Below are 26,098 nucleotides of genomic sequence, written 5' to 3' on the forward strand. Positions count from 1 at the left end.
CAGATGAGAGAAGCAGTCATCGTGGCCGGCGCACGGACGCCGGTCGGAAAAGCAAAACGCGGTTCGTTCCGAAACGTTCGCTCGGACGAACTCGCGGGTCATGCGATTAAAGCGACGCTCGAGCGGTCTGGCTACACGGGACCAATCGACGACGTCATTATGGGATGCGCCATGCCGGAAGCGGAGCAAGGCATGAATATCGCCCGCTACGCGGCCGTCCGGGGTGGCTTGTCGCACGAAGTACCGGCCATCACGATCAACCGTTATTGCTCGTCAGGCTTGCAAGCCATCGCCGACGCGGCAGCGAAAATCATGATCGGCCAAGCGACGGCGGTCATCGCCGGTGGTATGGAATCGATGAGTCTCGTCCCAATGGGCGGACACGTCATCCGTCCGAACCCGACGATCATGGAGACGGCTCCGGAATACTATATGAGCATGGGCCACACGGCAGAACGTGTCGCGGCCGAATATAACATCTCGCGCGAAGACCAAGATCTGTTCGCGATCGACAGCCACCAAAAAGCGGCGGCGGCGATTGCGGGCGGCAAGTTCGAAGAAGAGATCGTCCCGGTCACGGTCGTCGAGCAAGTGCTCGGCGAAGACGGGAAAGTCGCGGAACGTGAATTCGTCGTCAAACATGACGAAGGCGTCCGTGCTGACTCGACGCTCGAGGCGCTCGGTAAACTGCGCCCGGCGTTTAAAATCAAGGGCTCAGTGACGGCGGGGAACGCGTCACAAGTGTCAGACGGCGCAGCGGCCGTGCTCGTCATGGAGCGCGAAGAAGCCGAACGTCAAGGCTTGAAACCGATGGCGAAATTCCTCTCGTTCGCGGTCGGCGGTGTCCGTCCTGAAGTGATGGGAATCGGCCCGGTCGTCGCCATTCCGAAAGCGCTCGAGATGGCCGGCGTGAAGCTCGAAGAAGTCGGATTGTTCGAATTGAACGAGGCATTTGCGAGCCAATCGCTCGGTGTCATCCGTGAACTCGGGATCGACCCGTCGAAAGTGAACGTCAACGGCGGCGCGATCGCCCTTGGGCATCCGCTCGGTTGCACGGGCGCGAAACTCGCGGTCTCGATCTTGCATGAGATGAAACGACGCAATGAAAAGTATGGGGTTGTGACGATGTGCATCGGTGGCGGTATGGGTGCTGCTGGCGTCTTCGAATTACTATAAGGGGGAATTGACAATGGAACGTACAGAACACGAATTGATTAAAGGCGGTAGCTTCGTCATCGACGCACTCGACGCGGATCGTTTGTTCACACCGGAAGACTTCTCAGATGAGCACAAAATGATTGGCGACACGACGGCGAGCTTCGTCGACGACCGTGTCATGCCTGTCCTTGGACGCATCGAGAAACACGAGTTCGATCTCTCGGTCGAACTGTTGAAAGAAGCGGGCGAGCTCGGCCTCCTCGGCGCGGACGTGCCAGAAGAGTATGGCGGTTATCAGCTCGATAAAATCTCGTCATCGATCATCACAGAGCGATTCGCCAAAGCGCGTTCATTCGCCCTCAGCTACGGCGCCCACGTCGGCATCGGGACGCTCCCGATTGTCTTCTTCGGGACAGAAGAGCAAAAGCATAAGTACTTGCCGAAACTCGCAACTGGCGAATGGATTGCCGCCTACGCGCTCACAGAGCCAGGCTCAGGCTCGGACGCGCTCGGTGCGAAAGCGACGGCCGTCTTGAACGAAGCCGGCACACACTACGTCTTGAACGGGGAGAAACAATGGATCACGAACGCTGGTTTCGCGAACGTGTTCGTCGTCTACGCGAAAATCGACGGCGACAAGTTCAGCGCCTTCATCGTCGAGCGTGAATTCAAAGGTGTCTCGACAGGCGCCGAAGAACAGAAGATGGGCATCAAAGGCTCATCGACACGGACGCTCATCTTAGAAGACGTCGAAGTCCCAGTCGACAACCTCCTCGGAGAAATCGGCAAAGGCCACGTCATCGCCTTCAACATCTTGAACGTCGGTCGTTACAAACTTGCGGTCGGTGCGGTCGGTTCGTCGAAACGTGCGTTCGATCTTTCGGTCCAGTACGCGAACGAGCGCAAACAGTTCAAGACACCGATCAGTCAGTTCCCGCTCATCCAAGAAAAACTTGCGACGATGGCTGCGAACATTTATGCGATGGAGAGCTCGGTCTACCGGACGGGCGGTCTGTTCCAAGACAGCCTCGACGCGCTAGGCGACGACAACATGCGCGACGGTTCGAAAGTTGCCCAAGCCATCGCCGAATACGCGATTGAATGTTCACTCAACAAAGTGTTCGCCTCGGAGACGTTTGACTACGTCGTCGACGAAGCCGTCCAAATCCACGGTGGCTACGGCTTCATGACTGAATATGAAGTCGAGAACTTGTACCGTGACTCACGCATCAACCGTATCTTCGAAGGGACGAACGAAATCAACCGTTTGATCGTACCGAGCACGCTCCTTAAGAAAGCGATGAAAGGCGACTTGCCGCTCCTCGCCGAAGCACAGAAGCTCCAGAAAGAGCTCATGAGCTACATGCCACAAGAGCTTGACGGGTCGCCGCTCGCACGTGAGAAGATGCTTCTGTCGAACATGAAGAAAATCAACTTGATGATCGCCGGAACGGCCGTCCAGAAATATCAGCAGGCCCTCCAGAACGAACAAGAGATTCTCGCGAAGATTGCCGACATCATCAGCGCCATCTATGCGCTTGAAGCGGCCATCGCGCGGACGGAGAAAGCCATCGCCCGTACAGGCGCTGAGAAGAACCAGCAGAAAGTCCGCTATACAGAAATCTTCGCCGAGCAAGTGTTCAAGCAAGTCGAACTCATGGCGAAAGAAGTCTTGTATGCGGCCGCATCGGGCGACGAGCAGCGCATGCTCTTGTCGGCGATGAAGAAGTTCAGCCGCTATCAGCCGATCAACGTCATCGGCACGAAGCGCGAAGTCGCAGCGAGCCTCATCAAAGCGAACAAGTTCATCGTATAAGCAAGCGAGAGAAAGGGTGGCCGGACGCGGTCGGCCCTTTCTTTTTCCTGTCTGCGGACGATACAATGGACGAAGGAGGGGATACGCATGAAACGAGATGACTTATTAGAACGGATGGATGCAATCGGCCGCTCGGTCGCCAAGCATGAGGGCACGCTCATGCTCCTCGCGCTCGGTTCAATTGGACTTGAGATGGATCGGCTCGACGACTATTCGGACCTCGATTTCTTTTTGATCGTCGAGGACGGGCATAAGGCCCGCTTCATCGACAATTTGGACTGGCTCGCGGTCGAGCCGTTGGCGTACCAGTTCCAAAACACGAAAGACGGGCACAAGGTCATGTATGAGGACGGCATTTACGCCGAGTTCGCCGTGTTCGAGATCGTAGAGATGCCTGGAATCGCTTATACACCGGGGCGTGTCGTCTGGCAACGTGACGAGGCGCTCGACACGTTTGCGACGCCGAAGCTTGTCACACTCCCTTCAGACGCCGCACATCGCTACGAGGAGGCACTGACGAACCTATACGTCGGACTGCTCCGGGAACGGCGCGGTGAACAGCTCGCTGGCTTCGAACTCATTCAAGTCGCGGCTGTCAACAACGTGTTAATCGCGTACGGGGAGACGAGCGACCCCTTCAACCCGACGCGACGGGTCGAAGGGACACATCCGGAGCTCGTCGCACGTCTACAGGAGTGGTTACCCGGTTACGGAAAATCGGTCGAGGCGGCCGCAGCCATCCTCCGCCACATCGAGGCGCACCACTCGGTCAATCCGGCGCTCAAGCAAGAGATTGTGCGCTTGCTTGAAACATGAACCGACGAATCGGAATATGCTACAGTAACAGGAGAGGTGATGAACATGGTGACACTATATGGCTATCCGCCATGCAGTACGTGTAAAAAAGCAGAGAAGTGGTTGAAAGAGAACGGCATCGACTATACATATATCCATATCGTCGAGGCGACGCCGTCGAAAGACGAGTTGGCTGAACTATGGAAACAGTCGGGTCTCCCGCTTAAAAAATTCTTCAATACGAGCGGACAAGTGTATCGGAACGAAGGCATTAAAGACAAGCTACCAAATCTATCAGAAGACGAACAACTCGAGCTTCTTGCGAGCAATGGTATGCTTTTAAAGCGCCCAATCGTGACAGATGGTCAAAAATCAACTGTCGGATTTTCAGAAAAGTCGTTTACAGACGTTTGGGGCGAAGTGCTATAATACTCGTGTGAGTCTAATTCATTTGAGGGGGAAGTTAAGATGAGCAAAGTACCTGCCAATCTACGTTATTCAAAAGAGCACGAATGGGTGGAAGTGAACGGAAGCGTCGCCCGCATCGGGATCACGGATTTCGCACAAAGCGAACTAGGGGATATCGTCTTTGTCGAACTTCCTGAAGTCGGTGGCACGATCTTACTCGATGAGCCATTCGGTTCGGTTGAATCGGTCAAGACCGTATCAGAGCTTTACGCACCGATCTCTGGGAAAATCACAGCAGTGAACGAATCACTTGCCGATTCACCAGAACTCGTCAACGAAGCACCGTTCGAAGGCGCTTGGATGATCGAAGTCGAGTTGAACGACGCGTCAGACGTCGACAAGCTCATGTCAGCCGAAGAATACGAAGCGATGATTCAAGGCTAAACAAAACCCGGTTTCTCTTTACGAGAAGCCGGGTCTTTTTGATTAATCGAAGTCGAGACGGTAATGATCAGGCTCGATGAGCGACGTCCGGTTGAACAAACGATAGAACAGAATCCCGAGTGCGATTGGGATGAGCCCGAACAAGACGACGACAAGCATGACGTTCCAGAGCGCGAATCCTCCCGGCATCAAATGCAAGGCGTTGACCGGACCGATTAGACCCGAGACGCCGAATCCGGCACTGATTGGCGTGCCTTCAATCCGAAGGATACCTGCGAGCGCTCCGAGAATGGCCGCATTGGCGAGCACCGGCAACATCATGATCGGACGACGGACGAAGTTCGCCATTTGAATCTTCGGTGAGCCGAGGAAGTGGGCGATCGACGTTCCGGTCGCGTTCATCTGCCAGCCAGCGATGGCGAGACCGAAGCCGGCAGCGACGACGCCAAGGTTGGCGGCCCCGGCAGCGACACCAGAAAGGCTGATGGCTGTGGCAATTCCGACCGTCGAGATTGGCGATACGATGATGAGCGAGAACGCCATCGCGATTAACATGCCCATCACGATCGGTTGCAGTTCAGTCATCGTCATGATGATCGTTCCGACGTACGTCGTAATCTGTGAGATGTAAGTGAGTAGGAACGCGCCGATGCCTCCCGCGACGACGATGACCGTCATCGGCAAGACGAGCACCGTGTATGTCTTCAAGCGTGGCGACAACTGCATGACGAGGAACGTCGCGAGAGCGGCCGTCACACCGGCCGTGATGACGTCACCGATTCCGGCCATGAGGAACGCGCCTTCCTCGACGCGGATGGCGCCACTTCCGACCTGGGTCGCGATGCCGATCGTCCCGGCCTCGAGCGCCGATCGTCCGAACTGCATGGCGACGGCGACACCGATGATGACCGGTAAGAGGCGCATCGCAATCGTCGTCGCATCTAAGATGAACTGCAAGGACGGAAAATACGGCAAGATGGCTTTCGTTAATTCACCGAGCAAAGCGCTCGGGATGAGGGCGATGAGAATGGCAAGACTGAGGCCGTTCAAGACGTTCATTAAAAATTGTTTTCCGGTAAGCTTCTCTTCCGTCATTGGGGATTCACCTGTCCTTTTCTACTGGTTTGCTGTTATGTACAAAAGCGATAAAGTTAATGACCATACTATGCCTCTTTCTGCAGAGCGTCAACAAGAAATGTTGAAATGTTCAGAATTTTCCATTTGAGCACAACTTTTGAACCGACTGGGTCGGATTCATATACTTAGAAGAGAGGTGAGCAAAATGATGACAGACGGATTCTTATATATATACGCCCCAATGTGCGGTACATGCGCCGTGGCCGAGCGGATGCTCTCGGTCGTCGAGGCGGTCGACCCAGAATTGAAGATTGAAAAACGCGATGCCAACTTTATCCCGAACGAACTCGAGGCGTATCAGGTTATGAGTGTCCCGGCGCTATTGAAGCTGGAGAATGGCCAAGTTCGCGATCGTTTGTACGCGTTTCAAAACGTCCAGCACGTCCTATCTTTCGTTAAATGAGATAGGATGATTAGAATAATCTGAAAATTTTAAATAATCAGTTGACACAGAAAGTTCACGAATGATATATTCATTACAACATCTTACTTGAACACAACATAGGACGAGATTTTCCCGTCATCAAGACGTTTTCGAACAACCGCTGCATGAGCTTACGCGATTTCAGGTGGACCTTCCCTTCGATTGTCCCCCAAAAAAATCAAGCGTCGGGGCACCGGTCGCGTAATTGCATGGTCCGTTCGAAGACCGAGTGATGGTTGGGTAAAAATCCCCCATATAAGGATGAATGCTCTGATCGGGCAAAAGAGGTTCATCTATGGGTTGTCCTTCAGTGACTCAAGGTGCTACGTTCTGTGTCATCCTCGGATGGCACCTTTTTTATTTTTTCGCATAAAATAGTTTGACATGAAAATAATATGTCGCTATGATAAGGCTAATCGAATACGCAACCACTCTTATCAAGAGAGGCTGAGGGACTGGCCCTATGACGCCCAGCAACCGCGGAGCAATCCGAAATGGTGCTAATTCCAGCAAGGTGTATACCTTGGAAGATGAGAGCAATCGTTGTCCGTACGATAAAGTACGCACGTTTGCTCAAACGTGCGTACTTTTTTTGTTGTCAGGAGGGAAATGGATTGATTCAACTACGCAATGTGGCCAAATGGTTCGACACGAAAAACGGTCGGGTCCAGGCGGTCGATGATGTGTCGCTTACGATCGAAAGCGGCGAAATTTTTGGAATAATCGGATATTCAGGTGCGGGGAAGTCGACGCTCATCCGCTTGCTCAACCGACTCGAGGCACCGTCAAGCGGTGAAATCGTGGTCGCCGGCAGCGAGCTGACGAAACTCACACCAAAGGAACTACGCGGGGTACGTAAAAACGTCTCGATGGTGTTCCAACACTTCAACTTGTTATGGTCGCGCACAGTCGCTGAGAACATCAGCTTCCCGCTCGAACTCATCGGGGTACCGGCGAGCGAGCGCAAACGCCGCGTCCAAGAACTCGTCGAGCTCGTCGGACTCGCCGGACGAGAAGACAGCTATCCGTCACAACTATCGGGCGGCCAAAAGCAGCGAGTCGGGATAGCCCGTGCGCTCGCTACGAATCCAGAAGTGCTCCTCTGCGATGAAGCGACGAGCGCACTCGACCCGAAGACGACGGATTCGATTCTCGAACTGCTCGTCAGCATCAACAAGAAACTCGGTTTGACGATCGTCCTCATCACCCATGAGATGCACGTCATCCAAAAGATTTGTCACCGTGTCGCCGTCATGGAGGCCGGAAAGGTCGTCGAGACCGGGCAAGTCGCCGACGTGTTCCATCACCCGGAACAGCCAATCACGAAAGAGTTCGTCAAACAGATCGGCGCGGTCGAAGACATGTCGCTCACGTTCGAACATTTGAAAGCTCGTTATCCGAGCGGTCAAATCGTCAAGCTCAAATTCTTGAACGAAACGGCCGAACAACCGATTCTGTCGGAAGTGTTGAAGCAGCATGACATCGGCTTCAACATCATCGGCGGAAACGTGACGCAGTCACAAGTCGGTGCCCTCGGGACATTATTCATCCAATTGATCGGAGAGCCGGCTGAAGTCGAGCGGGCCATCGCCTCAATCCGATCACAGGCAGTGGAAGTGGAGGTAGAAAGCGATGTTTCCTAATGTAGATTGGCAAGTCATGTTAGAACAGACGTGGGAGACGCTCTATATGACGCTCGTCGCCGGAGCCGCGACGTTCGTCATCGGTCTCGCCCTCGGGATGCTCCTATATGTCACAAACGAGCCGCTCATGATGAAGAACCGTCCGATTTACACGGTCATCAGCGCGGTCGTCAACATCTTCCGGTCGATCCCGTTCATCATTTTGATTATCTTGCTCATCCCGTTCACGTTACTCGTCGTCGGGACGATGCTCGGGTCAACGGCAGCACTGCCGGCACTGATCATCGGTGCGGCCCCGTTCTATGCTCGGATGGTCGAGCTCGCGCTTCGCGAAGTCGACCGCGGCGTCATCGAGGCGGCTGAGTCGATGGGTGCGACAAAATGGCAGATCGTCTATAAAGTATTGTTCCCAGAAGCATTGCCGGCCATCGTGTCAGGCATCACGGTCACGATCGTCGCGATCGTCGGTTACACGGCGATGGCAGGGGTCGTCGGCGGTGGAGGACTCGGGAACTTGGCGTTCCTCGAAGGATTCCAGCGTTCACAAAGTGACGTCACGTTCGTCGCGACCGTCTTAATCTTGGTCATCGTCTTCGTCATTCAGTTCATCGGCGATCGACTCGTATCTGTAATTGATAAGCGTTCTGCTTAATCTAAATAGAAAATTTGGAGGGGTTTTATAATGAAATCATGGAAAACAGTACTCGGTTTAACGGCAGCTTCAGCACTTACGATTCTCGCGGCTTGCGGCGGTGGGGATTCAGAATCAGGTTCAGGCGATGACAAGACACTCGTCGTCGGCGCATCAAACGTCCCGCACGCTGAGATTTTAGAGCACGTCCAAGACGAATACGAAGAGAAGGGCTATACGCTCGAAATCAAGAAGTTCCAAGACTACGTCCTCCCGAACAAGACGCTCGCAGACGGGGAGTTGGACGCGAACTACTTCCAACACGAGCCGTACCTCGAGTCGCAAATGGCTGAAAACAAAGACTACAAATTCGCTTCAGCCGGCGGCGTTCACATCGAGCCGATCGGTGTGTACTCGAAAGACTACGCGTCACTCGATGAGCTTCCAGAAGGCGCTGAAATCATCATGAGTTCGTCGGTCGCTGACCACGGACGTATCCTCACGATGCTTCAATCTGAAGGGTTGCTCACACTCGCAGACGGCAAGACAACGGACGCGACGGTTTCAGACATCGTCGACAACCCGAAAAACTTGGAGTTCAAGACGGACGTCGAAGCGGCACTTCTCCCGCAAGCGTTCAACAACGGTGAAGGGGACGCGGTCCTCATCAACACGAACTACGCGATTGATGCCGGCCTCAACCCACTCGAAGACGCAATCGCTCTCGAAGGTGAAGATTCACCTTACGTCAACTTGATCGTCACACGTGAAGGCGACGAAGATGATGAGCGCGTCAAAGCACTCCTTGAAGTCCTCACGTCAGAAGAGACACAACAGTGGATCTTGGATGAGTACAAAGGTGCGGTCGTACCGGTCAAACAATAATTTCGTCAAGGCCCGGGCTATCCCGGGCCTTTTTTATTTGGAGTAGTTTTGGTTCACCAATAGAAGTACACTACATATATGTAGGAAAAGGGGGGATCCGGATGAACATACGACACATTCATCCGCTGACGCTGGGTGTCTTGTTTGGCACATTTTTTGCCCGGCTGTCGACATTTTTTGTTATGCCGTTTTTTGCGATTTATCTCGCGACGCTCGGTTTCTCGGCGAGTGTCATCGGGACGGTGTTCGCCATCTCGGCGCTATCGGGTCTGTTCATGAGCTTTTTCGGGGGAACGCTGTCTGACCGGTACGGGCGCAAACAGTTGATGCTGATCGGCATCGTCTTGAACGCCTTGACGTTCAGCGGCTTCGCGCTCGTGACAGAATTATTTTGGTTTTACATATTTTCGGTACTCATGGGTGTGTCGCGGTCGTTCCTCGAACCGGCGTCTCGCGCGCTCATCAGCGATACGACGCAGCCGGACCAGCGCGTCATCGTCTATAACGTCCGCTACTTTTTAATCAATATCGCGGCGGCGATTGGGCCATTGCTCGCGGTCGTTTTGTCGCTCACCGGCGCAAAGAGCGCCTTCTTCGTCGTGACGGGCGTTTACGTGATGTACGGACTCGTCATTTCGACGCTGTTCCGAAAGTATCCGTTCGAGGAAGGGGACGGCGTCAAAGTCCGGCCGCGCTTGACGGAGACGTTCCGTGTGTTACAACAAGATAAGACGTTCCGCTTCGTCATCATCGGGATGATTTTTGCCATCATCGGCTATAGTCAGTTCAATGCGACGTTGCCACAGTTCATCGCTTTCCATGACGGATTCAGTGACGGCTCACGTTTGTTCGCCTATCTATTGACGGTCAATGCGATCACCGTCCTTGTCGTCCAATATCCGATTATGCGATTCGGGATGCGGGTCTCACCGATCAAGTCACTCTTCTTCGGTGTCGCCACACTGTCGTCGGGACTCCTCCTGATCGGCTTCGCGACCGAGACGTGGATTTTATTCGTCGCGATGGTCATCTTCACGGTCGGAGAGGTGCTCATGTTCACGATGACGGACGTGTTGACGGACGAATTGGCACCGGCCCATCTGCGCGGGACGTATTTCGGGGCGATGGGATTGACGGCGCTCGGTCAGACGATTGGCCCCGTCATCGGGGGAGTGTTGCTTGATGGATTCGATAATGCAGCGTTGCCAGTGTTTGGAAGCTTGGCCGTATTGACGGCGTGCGGCGCCTTCTTCTTCGCCGGCGCCTTGAAAGAACGGAAAGCAAGTTTGGCGTTAACCGAGGAAAAAGTTGGATAATGTCTTGATTTCCCGATATTCTCATTCTCAACATTTATGTTTTATTGAGAATGAATAATAAGGTGAGTCGCTTGAAATAAAAAATTGCCTAGATTAAGATTAGAATATATCTAATCTACGCCAAAAATGGCGAGAAAACGGAAGGGGTATCCGAATGTCTAACGTACCACACATGAAAATTGATGACCTCCGCGTCTCAATCGAAGGAAAAGAGATCGTCAAAGGTCTTAATCTTGAAATTAAAGGTGGCGAAATTCACGCCATCATGGGTCCTAACGGAACGGGTAAATCAACACTCGCATCGGCACTTATGGGTCATCCATTGTATGAAGTAACAGGCGGAAGCGTCGATTTGAACGGTGAAGACGTACTCGAGATGGAAGTCGACGAGCGCGCGCAAGCCGGAATGTTCCTCGCGATGCAGTATCCTGCTGAAATCAGTGGTGTCACGAATGCCGATTTCTTGCGTTCAGCAATCAACTCGCGCCGTGAAGAAGGCCAAGAAATCTCGCTCATGAAGTTCATCCGTGAACTCGATGCGAAGATGGACGTCCTTGAAATCCCTTCAGCAATGGCACACCGTTATTTAAACGAAGGTTTCTCAGGCGGAGAGAAAAAACGTAACGAGATTCTTCAGATGATGATGATCAAACCGAACATCGCCATCCTCGATGAGATTGACTCAGGTCTTGACATCGATGCGCTCAAAGTCGTCGCGAAAGGCGTCAACGAAATGCGCAACGAAGAGTTCGGCTGCTTGATCATCACGCACTATCAACGTCTCCTCAACTATATCGAGCCAGACTTTGTTCACATCATGATGGACGGGAAAATCGTCATGTCAGGTGGCAAAGAGCTTGCACAACGACTCGAAGCAGAAGGTTACGACTGGGTGAAGCAAGATCTTGGAATGACAGTAGACACAGAAGCGTAAGGAGGCTGTACGATGACCGTACAATTTGAATTGGATGCACAAGCAGTAGCGGCACGTGCAGAGGCGCTCGGTGGACCTTCATGGATGGTCAACCGTCGCAAAGAAGCAGCAGAACTTGCGCCGACTCTCGCCTTGCCAAAAGTTGAAAAAATCAAGATTGATAAATGGGACTTCGTCTCTGGAGACGTCGAACTCACGAAGCACGACGGCTTGACGCCTGAAATCGAAGCACTTCTTGGAGACCATCGCACAAACGTGCTCGTTGAACGCAACGGTCATGTCGTCTACAACGAACTTGCAACGCCAGAAGGTGTCCTCTTCATGGGCATCAACGAAGCAATGGAACAACATCCAGAGCTCGTCGAGAAGTACTTCATGACGGAAGGTGTCCGCGTGGACGAAGAACGTTTGTCTGCGTTGAACGCTGCCCTCATGAACGGCGGTGCGTTCTTATACGTACCGAAGAACGTACAATTAAAAGACCCGCTTCAAGCCATCTTCACGATGGAACAAGCGAACGGTGCGCTCTATCACCACACGATCATCGTCGCAGACGAAGGCAGTGAATTGACGTACGTCGAGAGCTTCCTCTCGAACACGAACGAGCCGCACACGGTCAACGCCGTGACAGAAGTGTTCGCTGCCGCGAACGCGAAAGTCGTCTTCGGTGGTGTCGATCAGCTTGCTGAGTCGGCCCTCTCGTTCATGAACCGCCGCGGTGTCGTCTATGAGAACGCACGCCTCGAATGGGCGCTCGGACACATGAACGACGGCAACTCGGTCGTCGAGACGAAAACGCACCTCGTCGGAGACAACACGTTCTCAGACACGAAAGCCGTCACGATCGGTCGTGGCGCACAGAAACAAAACTTCAACATCCGGACGGACCATTTCGGGAAGTCTTCAGAAGGGTTCATCTTGATTCACGGTGTCCAAAAAGATTCGGCCACGGCCATCTTCAGCGGGACATCGATGATTCACCATGGCGCTTCGAAATCGAACGGCGTTCAAACGGAACGTGTCCTCATGTTGTCTGAAAAGGCACGTGGCGACGCGAACCCGATTCTCCTCATCGATGAGGACGACGTCATGGCAGGTCACGCCGCTTCGGTCGGACGCGTCGACGACGTGCAACTCTACTACTTGATGAGCCGCGGTCTGTCACGCAAAGAAGCCGAACGGTTGATCATTCACGGATTCTTGAACCCGGTCGTCGAGCAACTCGCGATCGAGTCGGTCAAAGACCGTCTCCGTGAAGTCATCGAAGGGAAAGTACGTTAAGATGATCGATGCCTCGATTCGTAAACAGTTCCCGATTTTAGATCAGGAAATCAACGGTCATCCGCTCGTCTATCTCGACAGTGCGGCGAGCTCCCAAAAGCCGCTCGCTGTCATCGAGGCGATCGAGGATTACTATCGCCGCATCCACTCGAACGTGCACCGGGGCGTCCATACGCTCGGGACGCACGCGACGGATGCGTATGAAGGGGCGCGGGAGCGCGTCCGTTCATTCATCAACGCCGCCGTCCCAGAAGAAATCATCTTCACACGCGGGACGACGACGGCGATTAACCTCGTCGCGTCAAGCTACGGGGATGCCAACGTCGGCGCGGGGGACGAAATCGTCCTCACACCGATGGAGCACCACGCCAACTTGATTCCGTGGCAACAGCTCGCCAAGCGTAAAGGGGCCACGCTCCGTTACGTCGAATTGACGCCGGACGGTCGGGTCACGCTCGACGCGGTCCGTGCCGTCTTGTCGGACCGGACGAAAATCGTCGCCATGAGTCACGTCTCGAACGTGCTCGGCACGATTAACCCGATCGCCGACGTGGCGAAGCTCGCCCATGAAAAAGGTGCGGTCATGGTCGTCGATGCGGCGCAAAGCGCACCGCACCGGAAACTTGACGTGCAAGCACTCGATTGCGACTTCCTCGCCTTCTCAGGCCATAAGATGCTCGGTCCGACCGGAATCGGCGTCTTATACGGGAAGAAGCAGTTGCTCAAACACATGGAACCGGTCGAATTCGGTGGCGAGATGATCGATTATGTCGACTTGTATGAGTCGACGTGGAAAGACATCCCGTACCGGTTCGAAGCGGGGACGCCGATTATCGCTGGCGCCGTCGGTTTGGCAGCAGCCATCGACTTTTTAGAAGACCTCGGTCTTGAGAACGTCGAGGCCCACGAACGGGCGCTCGCGACGTACGCCATCGAACAGATGCGTACGATTGAAGGCATTGAGATTTACGGGCCTGAGGAACGCGTTGGACTCGTCACGTTCAACTTAGGTGACGTGCACGCACACGACCTTGCGACCGTATTGGATATGCAAGGCATCGCGGTCCGGGCCGGCCACCACTGTGCCCAGCCGCTCATGCGCCTCCTGAAGCAATCATCGACAGCCCGAGCGAGCTTCTACTTGTACAATACGAAAGAAGAAGTCGACCGCTTCATCGAAGGGCTACGTCAAACGAAGGAGTATTTCAATTATGAGTTTTAACAATCTCGACATGTTGTACCGACAGGTCATCATGGATCATTATAAAAAACCAAGAAACCGTGGCGTCATCGAAGATGGCGTGACGGTCGACTTGAACAACCCGACGTGCGGGGATTCACTCCGACTCCAACTCCAAGTCGAGGACGGAATCGTGAAAGATGCCAAGTTCGAAGGGGAAGGCTGTTCGATCAGTCTCGCCTCGGCATCGATGATGACTCAAATCGTGAAGGGCAAATCTGTGGACGAGGCTCTCCAATTGGCGAACATCTTCTCGGAGATGGTCCAAGGGAAAGACTACGATACAGACACGTTCGACCTAGGCGACATCGAAGCGTTGTCTGGCGTCTCAAAGTTCCCGGCTCGCATCAAGTGTGCCACGCTTGCGTGGAAAGCGCTTGAAAAGGGAGTCGACGAGGAAGCGTAAGCAGAAGGAGGAGACCGATATGGCGAAAAACATGCCTGACATTGGCGATTATAAATATGGCTTCCATGACCGAGACATCTCGATTTTCCGTTCAGGCCGCGGCTTGACGAATGAAATCGTAGAGACGATCTCGCGCATGAAAGAAGAACCGGCATGGATGCTCGAGTTCCGCTTGAAATCACTCGAACAGTTCCGCAAAATGCCGATGCCGACATGGGGCGGCGATCTCACGGCACTCGATTTCGATGAGATCACGTATTATGTCAAACCGTCTGAAAAGACAGAGCACTCGTGGGACGAGGTTCCTGAAGAAATCAAACGTACGTTTGACAAGCTCGGAATCCCGGAAGCGGAGCAAAAATACTTGGCAGGCGTCTCGGCTCAGTATGAGTCTGAAGTCGTCTATCACAGCATGCAAGAAGACTTCGAAGCGAAAGGTGTCATCTTCAAAGATACAGACACTGCTTTGAAAGAAGATGAAGCCATCTTCCGTGAGTACTTCGGAAAATTGATTCCGCCGACAGATAACAAGTTCGCGGCACTCAACTCGGCTGTTTGGTCAGGTGGCTCGTTCATCTATGTACCAAAAGGCGTGAAGCTCGAGCAACCGCTCCAAGCTTACTTCCGCATCAACTCGGAGAACATGGGTCAGTTCGAGCGGACGCTCATCATCGTCGACGAGGGCGCTTCTGTCCATTACGTCGAAGGATGTACAGCACCGGTCTACACGACGAACTCACTCCACTCAGCGGTCGTTGAGATTTTCGTCAACAAAGACGCATACTGCCGCTATACGACAATTCAGAACTGGGCGAACAACGTCTACAACTTGGTCACGAAGCGTGCCGTTTGTGAAGCGGGTGGATCGATGGAGTGGATCGATGGTAACATCGGTTCGAAACTCACGATGAAATACCCGGCCGTCATCTTGAAAGGTGAAGGCTCACGCGGTATGACGCTCTCGATCGCTCTCGGCGGTAAAGGGCAGCACCAAGACGCGGGCGCGAAAATGATTCACCTCGCACCGAACACGTCGTCGTCAATCGTCTCGAAGTCGATCTCGAAACAAGGCGGAAAAGTCTCGTATCGCGGTATCGTCCACTTCGGTCGTAAAGCGAAAGGCGCACGTTCGAACATCGAATGTGACACGCTCATCATGGATAATCAGTCGACGTCGGACACGATCCCGTACAACGAGATCTTGAACGACCAAGTCTCACTCGAGCACGAAGCGAAAGTCTCAAAAGTGTCAGAAGAGCAACTCTTCTACCTCATGAGCCGCGGAATCTCGGAAGAAGAAGCGACGGAAATGATCGTCATGGGCTTCATCGAGCCGTTCACGAAAGAATTGCCAATGGAATATGCCGTCGAAATGAACCGTCTCATCAAGTTTGAGATGGAAGGATCGATCGGATAATCCTGCATAGATACTGAAAGACGGTTGACATGATTTCATGTCGACCGTCTTTTTGTGTAGGCTATGCCTGTAAACAGGGAATAGGGCATGGATAGCTGATGCGTGCCGTAGATTCGAGAGGAGAAAATCACATGATGTTCTTAGTAACGGGATATTTCAACGCTGACAAAATGAACGAAAAGACCGACCTAGAAATCGATCAAATCATGGCGACGTGTGAACCACACTTACAGGAGCTGTATGCAAGTGAACAGGTGCTGATGGATATGGGGCTTGAACCAAGCATGAAACAACTCAAGCGGGAGTCACATCAGATTTCGATTACGGATGAGCCTGTTACAGAATCGAAAGAAGTCATGGGAAGTGCGTTCCTGATTGAAGCGTTGGATATGGAGGATGCGGTCAGAATCGCTTCCATCCATCCAACGACCCAAGTGCCCGAAGCGGAATCGTTAGGATGGAGGCTCGAGATTCGGCCGGTACACTATTATCGGGAGCGAGAATGATATGTGTGATAAACATTGTTTTGTTTAGAAGCGAATTCCTCACAAGCGAGTTCGCTTTTTTTGTCGTGAAACGAAGGAGAGTCGGGTATGCTAAGAAAGAGAACACGTTTAGAAAGGGATGAAGCATATGGATCACTTGAACACGATTGACCCAGAAGACATCACCCGCATCGCCGTCGTCGGCGCCGGATGGGTTGGCGTCAGTTTCTCCTATCAACTGTCGATGGCCGCGCTCTGTGAAGAGCTCGTCTTGATTGACTCGAACCACGCCAAGGCTGAAGGGGAGGCGATGGACCTCAATCACGGGATATCATTCGCCCCGAGTCCGGTCCGAATTTGGGCAGGTGACTACTCGGACTGCCGCGACGCCGATATAGTCGTCATCACGGCCGGTGCCGCGCAAAAGCTCGGTCAGACCCAGATGGACCTCGCCGAACAAAATGCGAAGGTCATGCAACATGTCACGGAACAAATTATGGCGAGCGGATTCGACGGCATCATCGTCGTCGCGACGAACCCGGTCAATGTCATGGCACACGTCGTCTGGAAGGCGTCCGGTTTGCCGAAGCATCGCGTCATCGGATCGGGGACGGTGCTCGACACGGCCCGTCTCCGTTATAAGGTCGGCGAGTATTTCGACTTGTCGGCACGGAACTGCCACGTCTACTATATGGGCGAACACGGTGCCGGAGGATTCGTCGCTTGGGACAACGCCCGGATTTACGGAAAATCGGTCCAGCAGCTGCTCGCGGAGAATGAGTCGTATCGCCAAGAAGATTTGGACGCGATTTACCAACGTGTCCGTGATGCGGCCAACCAAATCATCGAGTATAAGAGTGCCGCGTATTACGCCATCGGGCTCGGTTTGCTTCGCATCGTCCGCGCCATCGTCCGGAACGAGAACTCGGTCGTGACGATCGGTGCCCATCTTGACGGCGAATACGGGGCATCTGGCCTCCATATCGGTGTGCCGGCCTTGATTGACCGGACCGGCATCCGCCAAATCGTCGAAATCGAATTGACGGATGAGGAGCAAAGACAGTTCGATGCCTCGGTCGGACGGATTCGCCAAGCAATCGACAAAATCGAATCAGTAACATAAAAAAGGACCCGGCTGCTCATGCAGCCGGGTTTGTCGTTACGACGCCTTCTTCTCGGCGACGTCTTTCTTATAGTATTTCTCGGACGTGAAGAATTCGGTCGTCAAGCGCTTCACTTCACCGCTGAGCAATAAGACGGCAATCATGTTCGGGATGAGAATCATCGCGAGCATCAAATCAAGGAAGTTCCAAATCATCTGGGCTCCACCGATCGCACCGATGACAATCGAGGCGATATAGACGACTTTCATCAGGAATCCGGCCTTCAAGCCGAACAAATACTCGGCTTGACGCGACCCGTAAAAGATGATGACGATAATCGTCGACAAGACGAAGAAGATGAGCGAGATTGTGACGAGCAGACTACCCGTGTAACCGAAGTACTGTTGGAACGCGATGGTTGTCAGGGCGGCTGGATCGTTCATCGCATCGGCCCGTGTCCATACCCCGGACGACAAGACAACGAACGCCGTCGTGCTACAGATGATGAGCGTATCGATGACGATCCCGATTACGGCCCAGAAGCCTTGCCGGACCGGATGATCCGTTTGCGCAGCGGCGTGGGCAATCGGTGCCGTCCCGAGTCCTGCTTCGTTCGAATAAAGACCACGGGCGAAGCCCCAACGAATCGTCTCGGCGATGGCGGCACCAGCGAAACCACCGAGCGCGGCCATCGGTTGGAATGCATATGAGAAGATGAGCCCGAGTACTTCCGGGATTTGTGAGAAATTCATCAAGACGATGACGAAGCCGGCACCGACATAGACGAGAGCCATCGCCGGGACGATGACTTCCGTCACTTTCGCGATGCGTTTCATACCGCCGAAGACAACGAGGGCGACGAGCCCGGCGACGATAATCCCGGTAACAAGGGTATTGCCGTTGAACGTCTCTCGGACGGCCGAACTGACGGCGTTTCCTTGAACCATGATACTCGGGATGAGTTCGATCATGAGAGCGAAGGCGAACCATGAGGCGAGCCATTTCAGCTTCAAGCCTTTCGCCATATAGTAGACGGGACCGCCGACAAATTCACCGGCCTCGTTCTTCTCGCGGTAACGGACGGCGAGGACGCTCTCCGAGAACTTGATGGCCATGCCGACGACGGCGATGACCCACATCCAAAAGATGGCGCCCGGCCCGCCGAACATGATGGCGGCCGGTACCCCGATGATATTGGCGGCACCGATCGTCGAAGATAAGGCTGACGTCAACGCCTGGCGGGGACTGATGTCACCTTCACCTTTTGGTTTTTTAAAGACACTGCCTAACGTTTGTTGCATTATGTAGATGGGGTATCGGAATTGGAAGAATCCTAAACGAATCGTCAAATAGAGTCCAGACAAAACGAGTAACGAGATGATTGGCACACCCCATAGCCAATCTGAAATTGTCGTCACCACAGTCACAAGTTGTTCCACATCACCACTCCTATCCAGTATTTTACTTATATATTGTTGCCTAACGAGACAGAGGCTAAACCCATTCTTTCAAATTAGAGGAGGAGACTTATATGAAACAGGTACAGCATCTTATCGTATCAGGCCGGGTCCAAGGGGTCGGCTTCCGTTACTTCGCGCAAGCGACTGCCCTTGAATACGGCATCACAGGTTGGGTCCGGAATTTGAATGATGGGACGGTTGAACTTCAAATCGAAGGAGACGCGGAGAGACTCGAATCCTATAAACGCGCCCTCTATGACGGGAATCGTTTTGTCGAGGTCGAACGGATTGAAGCGGAAGACACGACGGTCGAATCATTCCGGAAGTTTGATATCCGTTATTGACCATTTTTCTCATTTACAGCTAGTCAGTGAGTGCGACCAACCGATAATTTGTAAATTAAGGGAACGGTTCCATACAATAAATCCACATTTTAAAAAAATAAACATCATTTTTATGGATAGGGTGGTCAAAAAAATGAAAGTGTGTATAATGGAATAGACCAAGCGGTTTATTGTCAGAAAATTTAGTCATTTGATTCATTGGTAACACGGAAGGTATTACATGTATGTGGAGGTAGTTGTATGAAAAAATCGACATTATTCCCGTTAGCATTCACGATTTTCGCATTATTCTTCGGGGCCGGGAACTTGCTGTTCCCACCGATGCTAGGTGCGATGGCAGGACAGAACCTCGTCCCAGCCCTAGTCGGCTTCGTCATTACCGGCGTCGGGCTACCATTACTCGCGCTCTTCGCAGTCGCGCGGGTAGGCGGTGGATCTGACCAAATCGCTCGGTATATTCCGAAGCGACTTGCGCTCGTCTTGACGGGATTAATGTACGTGGCGATTGGACCGTTCTTCGGGATTCCACGGACGGCGGCAGTCACGTATGAGATGGGAGTCGTACCGTTCCTCGGTGCGCCATCTACACTCACGCTCGCAATCAGTTCAACTGTCTTCTTCGGTTTGACGTTCTTCTTGACGTTACGCGCTCAGAAATTGATTGAAGTCATCGGACGCATCATCACACCGATTCTCTTGCTCTTGCTTGCGGCAATCGGAATCACGAACCTTGTGGCTCCACTCGGGAAGCCGGTCGCACCAGCAGAAGGATATGAGACGTGGATTGGCGCTCTCGGGGAGGGCTTCAAACAAGGCTACTTGACGATGGACGTCTTCGGCGCTCTCGTCTTCGGCGCCATCGTGCTCGTCACGCTTAAAGCGAACGGGATGACGGACCAGAAAGAAGCATCTTCACTTCTTCGGACGTCTGGAATGCTCGCTGTCACGTGTTTGATGCTCGTCTATATCTCGCTCGGTTCGATTGGAGCGAACATGACAGGCCAAACAGGAACGACAGACGGAGCAAGCTTGCTTCAAGCGTTTGCAGGTTCATCTTTCGGACAAGTCGGAATGCTCGTACTCGGGGCTGCGGTCTTCCTCGCTTGTTTGACGACAGCGGTCGGACTCATCACTGAGTTCTCACGCTTCATCAGCAACACGTTCGAATCACTCAAGTATTACCAAGTCGTCATCGCGACGACATTGTTCGGCTTCATGATTTCACTCGTCGGACTTGGTATGTTGATTGAAATCGCAGTACCGCTCCTCACGCTCTTGTATCCGGTCATGATCGCACTCGTACTCGTCTCGATTACGGAGCGGATTCAACGCAACCCGCATGTCGCCATGAAGGCGACTGTATATACGGCCCTCGTTCTCTCGCTCTTCGAGACGACACACGGATTGGCGCCGTCAGCAGCAACAGCTTGGATCACGAACTTGCCGATGGCTGAGATCGGACTTGCTTGGGCAGTTCCAACATTAATCGTGTATGTGATCACACTGTTATTACCGAAAAATCGTTCCAACCAAGCACTCGCTCAATCACGCATCTCATAAGCAAGTGTTTGAACACCCATCCTCTGGTCAAGGATGGGTGTTTTGCTGTCTTATCGTTTGCTCATTTCATTCATCAACAAGTAAAATGAAAGGATGAAAAGGAAGTGACATACATTGACGACTAAACAAAAGAAACAATTGGCGATTCTCATGTTGAACATGTTCATCGCTGTAGCAGGATTCGGGATTATCATACCGATTATTCCTGATTATTTGAAGATGATTGGAGAAGGCGGCACCGCTGCCGGACTCATGATTTCTGTCTTTGCCGGGGCCCAGCTGCTCATGTCGCCGATTGCCGGGAAATGGGCGGATGTTTACGGGCGCAGGCTCATGATCATCCTCGGGCTCATCGGCTTTACCATCTCGATGGGCGTCTTTTACTTATCAGACAACTTGACCGTCCTGTTGATTTCACGGGCAATCGGCGGCGTCGGGGCCGCTCTCTTGATTCCGGCCATCTTTGCTTACGTGGCCGATATCACGACGCTCAAACAACGGGCGAAAGGGAACAGTTATATTTCCGCGGCAATGTCGCTCGGGATTGTCATCGGCCCAGGAATCGGTGGATTCTTCGCCGAATTCGGGTTGAAGGCACCGCTCTTGTTATCGGCGATCGTATCATTCGTTGCCGTCATCTCGTCAATCATTCTATTGAAAGAACCGGACCGTGAACCGTATGTCCAAACGAGTGAGAGTGAATCGTTACCGCGTCAACTCGTGTCGTCGACACGGAAACCGTATTTCTTCGTGCTCGTCATCAACTTGGTCATGGCGTTCGGTTTGATGGCGTACGAGTCGGTCCTCGGTCTGTTCGTCAGTGAGACGTTCAGCGCGACGCCACAACAGATTGCGGTCATGATCACCGGGACGGGAATCGTCAGCGTCATCGTCCAGCTGTTCGCGGTCGACCGTCTTGTCTCGCTGTTCGGTGAGATTAAAGTCGTGCTCATCTTTATCATGCTCGCTGCGCTCGGCTTCTTGTTCTCACTGTTTGCCGGGTCTTACACGATTTTCTTCGCGGTCACGTTGATTATCTTCTTGTCGACGTCAATTTTACGACCGGTATTGAATACGCTCGTATCGAAAATGGCAGATAAAGAGCAAGGTTTTGCGATGGGGATGAACAATGCTTATATGAGCATCGGGAATATCGTCGGACCGACGCTTGCCGGAATCGCCTTCGATATCGATATGCGCTATCCGTTTGTGATGGGGCTCGTCCTGTTGCTCGTGACGTTCGCGGGAACGTTGAATTGGTCGAAACGTAACACGGCGGCCACGTTCGAACAATAAGTTGAGGAGGGAATGTGATGATTTATGTCGGTGTGACGGGGTGGGGAGACCATGATTTACTGTATACGACCCCAGAAGAACGAAAACATAAACTGTCGACCTATGCGGGGCATTTCCCGACCGTTGAAATCGATTCCTCGTTTTATGCGATTCAACCGGTAAAGAATTACGAGAAATGGAACCAGGAAACGCCGGAAACGTTCCAATTCATCGTCAAAGTTTCCAGGGAAATGAGCGGGCATGACCGGGAACCGAAGCTGCCCCTCGCCGAGCTGTTCGAGCGATACAGGACGTCCGTCGAACCGCTGAAACAGGCCGGGAAGCTACGAGCCGTGCTCGTCCAACTCCCGCCCTGGTTTGATGTCTCGAAGCCACATCTCGATTATTTACGGACAATCCGTGACGAGTTGCGCGACTATGACATCGCCATCGAGTTCCGGAACCCGACGTGGTTCTCGGAGGCGTTCCGGGAGCGGACGCTCGCGTTCTTGGCGGAACAACGTTTCATCAATACGATTTGTGATGAGCCGCAAACGAAAGAGAGCAGCATCCCGTTCGTCCCGGTCGTGACCAATCCGGATGTGGCCGTCGTACGTTTGCACGGCCGCAACACCGCCGGCTGGCTTCGAAAACCGGGCATGACGAGCCAGGAATGGCGTCACGTACGCTGCCTGTATCGCTATAGTGAGGATGAACTGCAGGAGCTCGCCGCGGCCCTCAAACAAGTCGACGAAACAGCGAAGTCGGTGTACGTCTACTTCAACAACAACTCGGCCGGCGACGCGGTACCAAACGCCAAACGGTTGATTGAGATTCTCGGTGCCGAATATGAACTCGCCCCGAGCCAAATCAGTCTGTTCTAGGAAGGGGGATCGTCTTGAGAACGATTACGATGTTCCATTATAATGACTTACATTCGAAATTCCATAACTGGCCGCGGTTCGTCTCGTTTTTGAATGAGCATCGGACGGACGAGACGCTCGTCTTCGATCTCGGCGACCATGCCGACCGCACCCATCCGGCGACAGAAGTGACGCGCGGACAAGTGAACGTCCGACTGCTCAACCGGATTCGACCGACGGCGGTCACGATCGGCAATAATGAAGGCATCACGTTCCCGCACGACTGGCTCGCCCATCTGTATGACGAGGCCGCGTTCCCAGTCCTATTAGGGAACGTCTATCAAGCAGCTGGTGAACGGCCAGAATGGGCGTCGGAGACGCTCATCGTCGAACGAGAGGGAATTCAGATCGGGCTGTTCGGGGTGACCGCGCCGTATGAAGAGCTTTATCCTGAACTCGGTTGGGCCATCGAAGCACCACACGGGGCAACGGCGCGTGCCCTCGAGACACTTCGAGACTGCGACGTCATCATCGCGCTCAGCCATCTCGGCTTTTACGCCGACGAGCGGCTCGCCGAGGCGTTCCCAGAAATCGATGTCATCCTCGGAGCCCATACCCACCACGTACTCGATGAAGGTGTCGTCACGAACGGCGTCCTGATCGCGCAGGCCGGTAAATACGGACAGTACGTCGGGCAAATCGAGTTGACCATCGAAGGAAAGCGGGTCATCGAGAAACGGGCTTGTCTCCACGATGTATCGGAGCGCGAACCTGATGAAGCGACGGTCGCGGTCCTAGCCGCAGAATATGGTCAAGCAGAGCGTCTGCTCGATGTGACGATTGCCGAGACACCAGGTTATGAAAGTGACTGGTTCGGTCCGTCAGCCATCGGAGACCTATTGGCGAGCGGACTCGCGGACTGGTGTGACGCCGAGTTGAGTATCATCCCATCCGGTGTCTTGTTAGAAGGTTTGCGCCCGGGCCACGTCACGCTAAATATGTTGCACCGGATTTGTCCGCATCCGATCAACCCTTGTCTCTTGACGCTTGACGGGGCTACCCTCGTCCGATTTTTGAACGACGTCCAAGAAGATGCGTTCACGACAATGCATGTCCGTGGCCTCGGTTTTCGCGGGACGGTGCTCGGTAGCCCGATCCTCCATGGAATCGACAGCCGACACGGTCGCTATTCGATTAATGGTGAGGAAATCAAGCTAGACGGGACGTATCGTGTCGTCACGGTCGACATGTTCACGTTCGGACCGCTTCTTCCGTATTTGGCCGATCAGCCGAAGCGTTACTTTATGCCGGAACTGCTGCGTGACGTGTTACGCGAGACGATCGTGACCCGTCATAATGCCATCCGAAAAGGATAGGGACGGGACCGGTTGGCATGCTATGATAGAACAGTGGAGGTGTGAAACATGATTAGAGTGAATCGCCACGGCTATACCGTCATCGAAGAGAAGCGTGACGGTTTTGACGAGGAAGCGTTCATCGCACGCTATAGCGACGTGCTCGATAAATACGATTATATCGTCGGCGATTGGGGCCACGGACAACTTCGGTTGAAAGGGTTCTATGAGACGAAGTCCAAGTTCGCGACGTATGACAATCGAATCGATCACGTGATGGATTACGTGTATGAATACTGTAACTTTGGGTGCCCGTTCTTTGTGCTCAAAAAAGAGACGGAAATCGATGAGGCGGAAGACGGTCCAGTATTCGGCGGCACGAAACAACCGCTCAAACTGAAACGCAAATTCAATAAATCGGAAGAAGCCGAGCCTTCGACCGGAACATGACGCGCTGATGACATCAGCGCTTTTTTTATTACATTTATTTTCCAAATGTTTCTTTTAGGTGAAAAGACGGTGTGACAGGTTTAGGGATAGGAAAATTGTGATAACTTATATTTAAGGTTATTAATTCTGTTCGGGTTTTTGTGGGTTTTTGGAAGTGAGGTGGAAGTATGCAACACGTACAAACGGCGACTGTCGGTGACCGCGATGACGTCCATAATCGAATCCATAATTTCGGCTTGGGCCTACTGGCAATGTTGTTCTTCGGGTTCGGGAGTATCATGACGTTTTACTTCACCGCCGCAGTCCTGATCTATGAGGTTGTCCACGTTTTGCTGATCCGCCGCTTTGAATATCGTCAGGCGTTTCTGAGAAGCCGTCTCTTTAAAATCATTTCATGGACGGCAGTGACCACAGGTGTGCTCTTATTTATCGTATCGATGTCCCAGTTTTTCATGGGCAATGTCATGTATTGAAGGGGAGGGGAAAAACCTTTTCCCTTTTTTCGTGTTTTTTGAAACTTTTCATGAAGGGATGACGTACACTGAGGAGAGAACTCAAAAAAAAGGATGATGAAAATGACTGCACAACTTAAGCAACATGCACAACAAATGTTAACTGGAAAGCGTTGGTTACTCGCCGGCCTTTTGATTTTATTCGTCGTCTTGAACGGGATTCCACAATCGTTCGCGCCTCCTGTAGACCCAGAAGCGGTTCCGACAGCAGCGGACACAGGACTTACGTTCTTGTCGCTCCTCCTCACGTTATTGATCGCACCGCTCGCGGTCGGTTGGTCATGGCTCGTTCTATCTGTATCGCGCGGTGACAAGCCGGTCGTCGCGACATTGTTCGAGCCGTTCCAAAAGGGATACGTCAAGCACGTGCTCGCCCCGTTCTTCATGGGACTGTTTATCTTCCTTTGGTCATTGCTCCTCGTGATTCCGGGAATCATTAAAAGTTTCTCGTATTCTCTCACGTATTACATCTTACGTGACCAACCGGAATTATCGGCTCTCGAGGCGATTACCGAATCACGTCGGATGATGGACGGCCACAAGATGGATGCGTTCAAACTCGTCCTCTCGTTCATCGGTTGGTTCCTTCTCGGGATCATTACACTCGGTATCGCTTTCTTGTACGTCTATCCGTACTTCACGACGACGTACGCGACGTTCTACGACTCGCTTCGGAAAGCGGAACAACCGCAGACGAACCATGTCGGGACTGATTTTGAACAAGGGTTCTAAACGAAAACCTCCGCTCACGATGAG

The 26,098-nt window shown here is 52.9% G+C and carries 27 protein-coding genes and 1 riboswitch; of the genes, 25 read left to right on the forward strand and 2 right to left on the reverse strand.

Features of this window, described 5'->3' with window-relative positions:
• The first annotated feature begins 3 nt into the window (after nt 1-3).
• The 5 genes from KNP85_RS03420 (at nt 4) to gcvH (ending at nt 4,621) form a co-directional block, all read left to right on the forward strand.
• A complete protein-coding gene (locus KNP85_RS03420) occupies nt 4-1,176 on the forward strand; it encodes an acetyl-CoA C-acetyltransferase (protein ID WP_021065484.1) in 1,173 nt (390 codons plus the stop codon).
• A 13-nt stretch (nt 1,177-1,189) separates the two neighbouring features.
• Nucleotides 1,190-2,974, forward strand: a complete 1,785-nt coding sequence (locus KNP85_RS03425) for an acyl-CoA dehydrogenase family protein (protein ID WP_029595088.1) — start codon at nt 1,190-1,192, stop codon at nt 2,972-2,974.
• Nucleotides 2,975-3,061: 87 nt separating this feature from the next.
• Nucleotides 3,062-3,790, forward strand: a complete 729-nt coding sequence (locus tag KNP85_RS03430; RefSeq protein WP_251136199.1) for a hypothetical protein — start codon at nt 3,062-3,064, stop codon at nt 3,788-3,790.
• 45 nt (nt 3,791-3,835) lie between these two features.
• Complete coding sequence (locus KNP85_RS03435) at nt 3,836-4,198, forward strand: arsenate reductase family protein (RefSeq protein ID WP_021065487.1); 363 nt, start codon at nt 3,836-3,838, stop codon at nt 4,196-4,198.
• Between the two features lie 39 nt (nt 4,199-4,237).
• Complete coding sequence (gcvH, locus tag KNP85_RS03440; protein ID WP_021065488.1) at nt 4,238-4,621, forward strand: glycine cleavage system protein GcvH; 384 nt, start codon at nt 4,238-4,240, stop codon at nt 4,619-4,621.
• A 42-nt stretch (nt 4,622-4,663) separates the two neighbouring features.
• Here gcvH and KNP85_RS03445 read toward each other — a convergent pair whose 3' ends face one another.
• Nucleotides 4,664-5,716 (reverse strand): PTS sugar transporter subunit IIC, encoded by a 1,053-nt coding sequence (locus tag KNP85_RS03445; RefSeq protein ID WP_214801372.1) that lies wholly within the window; start codon nt 5,714-5,716, stop codon nt 4,664-4,666.
• A 187-nt stretch (nt 5,717-5,903) separates the two neighbouring features.
• On the opposite strand from KNP85_RS03445, the gene KNP85_RS03450 reads away from it, so the two are divergent.
• The 12 genes from KNP85_RS03450 (at nt 5,904) to KNP85_RS03505 (ending at nt 17,543) form a co-directional block, all read left to right on the forward strand.
• Nucleotides 5,904-6,161: a thioredoxin family protein gene (locus KNP85_RS03450; protein ID WP_021065490.1), complete on the forward strand. Its 258-nt coding sequence runs from the start codon at nt 5,904-5,906 to the stop codon at nt 6,159-6,161.
• A 452-nt stretch (nt 6,162-6,613) separates the two neighbouring features.
• A riboswitch (SAM riboswitch) is annotated at nt 6,614-6,719 on the forward strand.
• 77 nt (nt 6,720-6,796) lie between these two features.
• A complete protein-coding gene (locus tag KNP85_RS03455) occupies nt 6,797-7,825 on the forward strand; it encodes a methionine ABC transporter ATP-binding protein (protein ID WP_214801374.1) in 1,029 nt (342 codons plus the stop codon).
• Nucleotides 7,815-8,477 (forward strand): methionine ABC transporter permease, encoded by a 663-nt coding sequence (locus KNP85_RS03460; RefSeq protein WP_021065492.1) that lies wholly within the window; start codon nt 7,815-7,817, stop codon nt 8,475-8,477. The genes KNP85_RS03455 and KNP85_RS03460 overlap by 11 nt, the downstream gene beginning before the upstream one ends.
• Nucleotides 8,478-8,507: 30 nt before the next feature.
• Nucleotides 8,508-9,341 carry a MetQ/NlpA family ABC transporter substrate-binding protein gene (locus tag KNP85_RS03465; protein ID WP_021065493.1) on the forward strand — a complete coding sequence of 278 codons (834 nt, stop codon included), beginning with the start codon at nt 8,508-8,510 and terminating at the stop codon, nt 9,339-9,341.
• 101 nt (nt 9,342-9,442) lie between these two features.
• A complete protein-coding gene (locus KNP85_RS03470) occupies nt 9,443-10,657 on the forward strand; it encodes an MDR family MFS transporter (protein WP_214799100.1) in 1,215 nt (404 codons plus the stop codon).
• Nucleotides 10,658-10,829: 172 nt separating this feature from the next.
• Complete coding sequence (gene sufC / locus KNP85_RS03475; RefSeq protein WP_087576453.1) at nt 10,830-11,591, forward strand: Fe-S cluster assembly ATPase SufC; 762 nt, start codon at nt 10,830-10,832, stop codon at nt 11,589-11,591.
• Nucleotides 11,592-11,603: 12 nt separating this feature from the next.
• Nucleotides 11,604-12,872: a Fe-S cluster assembly protein SufD gene (gene sufD, locus KNP85_RS03480; protein ID WP_214801377.1), complete on the forward strand. Its 1,269-nt coding sequence runs from the start codon at nt 11,604-11,606 to the stop codon at nt 12,870-12,872.
• A 1-nt stretch (nt 12,873) separates the two neighbouring features.
• Nucleotides 12,874-14,094, forward strand: coding sequence for a cysteine desulfurase (locus tag KNP85_RS03485; protein WP_128122090.1), 1,221 nt, complete (start codon nt 12,874-12,876; stop codon nt 14,092-14,094).
• Nucleotides 14,084-14,518: a Fe-S cluster assembly sulfur transfer protein SufU gene (gene sufU / locus KNP85_RS03490; protein WP_214801380.1), complete on the forward strand. Its 435-nt coding sequence runs from the start codon at nt 14,084-14,086 to the stop codon at nt 14,516-14,518. Before KNP85_RS03485 ends, sufU begins: the two co-directional genes overlap by 11 nt.
• A gap of 19 nt (nt 14,519-14,537) precedes the next feature.
• A complete protein-coding gene (gene sufB, locus KNP85_RS03495) occupies nt 14,538-15,935 on the forward strand; it encodes a Fe-S cluster assembly protein SufB (RefSeq protein ID WP_214717653.1) in 1,398 nt (465 codons plus the stop codon).
• Between the two features lie 131 nt (nt 15,936-16,066).
• On the forward strand, nt 16,067-16,441 hold the full coding sequence (locus KNP85_RS03500; protein WP_214801382.1) for a YciI family protein: 375 nt from the start codon (nt 16,067-16,069) through the stop codon (nt 16,439-16,441).
• Nucleotides 16,442-16,568: 127 nt separating this feature from the next.
• Nucleotides 16,569-17,543: an L-lactate dehydrogenase gene (locus KNP85_RS03505; RefSeq protein ID WP_214801385.1), complete on the forward strand. Its 975-nt coding sequence runs from the start codon at nt 16,569-16,571 to the stop codon at nt 17,541-17,543.
• 36 nt (nt 17,544-17,579) lie between these two features.
• On the opposite strand, the gene KNP85_RS03510 is transcribed toward KNP85_RS03505, so the two are convergent.
• On the reverse strand, nt 17,580-18,962 hold the full coding sequence (locus KNP85_RS03510; RefSeq protein ID WP_214801388.1) for an alanine/glycine:cation symporter family protein: 1,383 nt from the start codon (nt 18,960-18,962) through the stop codon (nt 17,580-17,582).
• 92 nt (nt 18,963-19,054) lie between these two features.
• On the opposite strand from KNP85_RS03510, the gene KNP85_RS03515 reads away from it, so the two are divergent.
• The 8 genes from KNP85_RS03515 to KNP85_RS03550 all read left to right on the forward strand — a co-directional run bounded on the left by KNP85_RS03515 (nt 19,055) and on the right by KNP85_RS03550 (nt 26,074).
• Entirely contained in the window at nt 19,055-19,327 is a 273-nt protein-coding gene (locus KNP85_RS03515; protein ID WP_214801391.1) for an acylphosphatase, read from the forward strand.
• A 240-nt stretch (nt 19,328-19,567) separates the two neighbouring features.
• Complete coding sequence (gene brnQ / locus KNP85_RS03520) at nt 19,568-20,887, forward strand: branched-chain amino acid transport system II carrier protein (protein WP_214801394.1); 1,320 nt, start codon at nt 19,568-19,570, stop codon at nt 20,885-20,887.
• 114 nt (nt 20,888-21,001) lie between these two features.
• The gene (locus tag KNP85_RS03525) at nt 21,002-22,183 is read left to right on the forward strand and encodes an MFS transporter (protein WP_021065505.1); all 1,182 of its coding nucleotides are present in this window, start codon (nt 21,002-21,004) and stop codon (nt 22,181-22,183) included.
• Between the two features lie 17 nt (nt 22,184-22,200).
• Nucleotides 22,201-23,046, forward strand: a complete 846-nt coding sequence (locus KNP85_RS03530; RefSeq protein WP_214717645.1) for a DUF72 domain-containing protein — start codon at nt 22,201-22,203, stop codon at nt 23,044-23,046.
• A gap of 14 nt (nt 23,047-23,060) precedes the next feature.
• Nucleotides 23,061-24,401, forward strand: a complete 1,341-nt coding sequence (locus KNP85_RS03535; protein ID WP_251136200.1) for a bifunctional metallophosphatase/5'-nucleotidase — start codon at nt 23,061-23,063, stop codon at nt 24,399-24,401.
• Nucleotides 24,402-24,449: 48 nt separating this feature from the next.
• A complete protein-coding gene (locus KNP85_RS03540) occupies nt 24,450-24,830 on the forward strand; it encodes a YutD family protein (protein ID WP_021065508.1) in 381 nt (126 codons plus the stop codon).
• Nucleotides 24,831-24,997: 167 nt separating this feature from the next.
• A complete protein-coding gene (locus KNP85_RS03545; protein WP_214801397.1) occupies nt 24,998-25,303 on the forward strand; it encodes a hypothetical protein in 306 nt (101 codons plus the stop codon).
• Between the two features lie 102 nt (nt 25,304-25,405).
• Nucleotides 25,406-26,074: a DUF975 family protein gene (locus KNP85_RS03550; RefSeq protein ID WP_214801400.1), complete on the forward strand. Its 669-nt coding sequence runs from the start codon at nt 25,406-25,408 to the stop codon at nt 26,072-26,074.
• Nucleotides 26,075-26,098: the final 24 nt, after the last annotated feature.

It is taken from the genome of Exiguobacterium sp. s194 (assembly GCF_018618275.1).
Taxonomy (GTDB): Bacteria; Bacillota; Bacilli; order Exiguobacteriales; family Exiguobacteriaceae; genus Exiguobacterium; species Exiguobacterium chiriqhucha.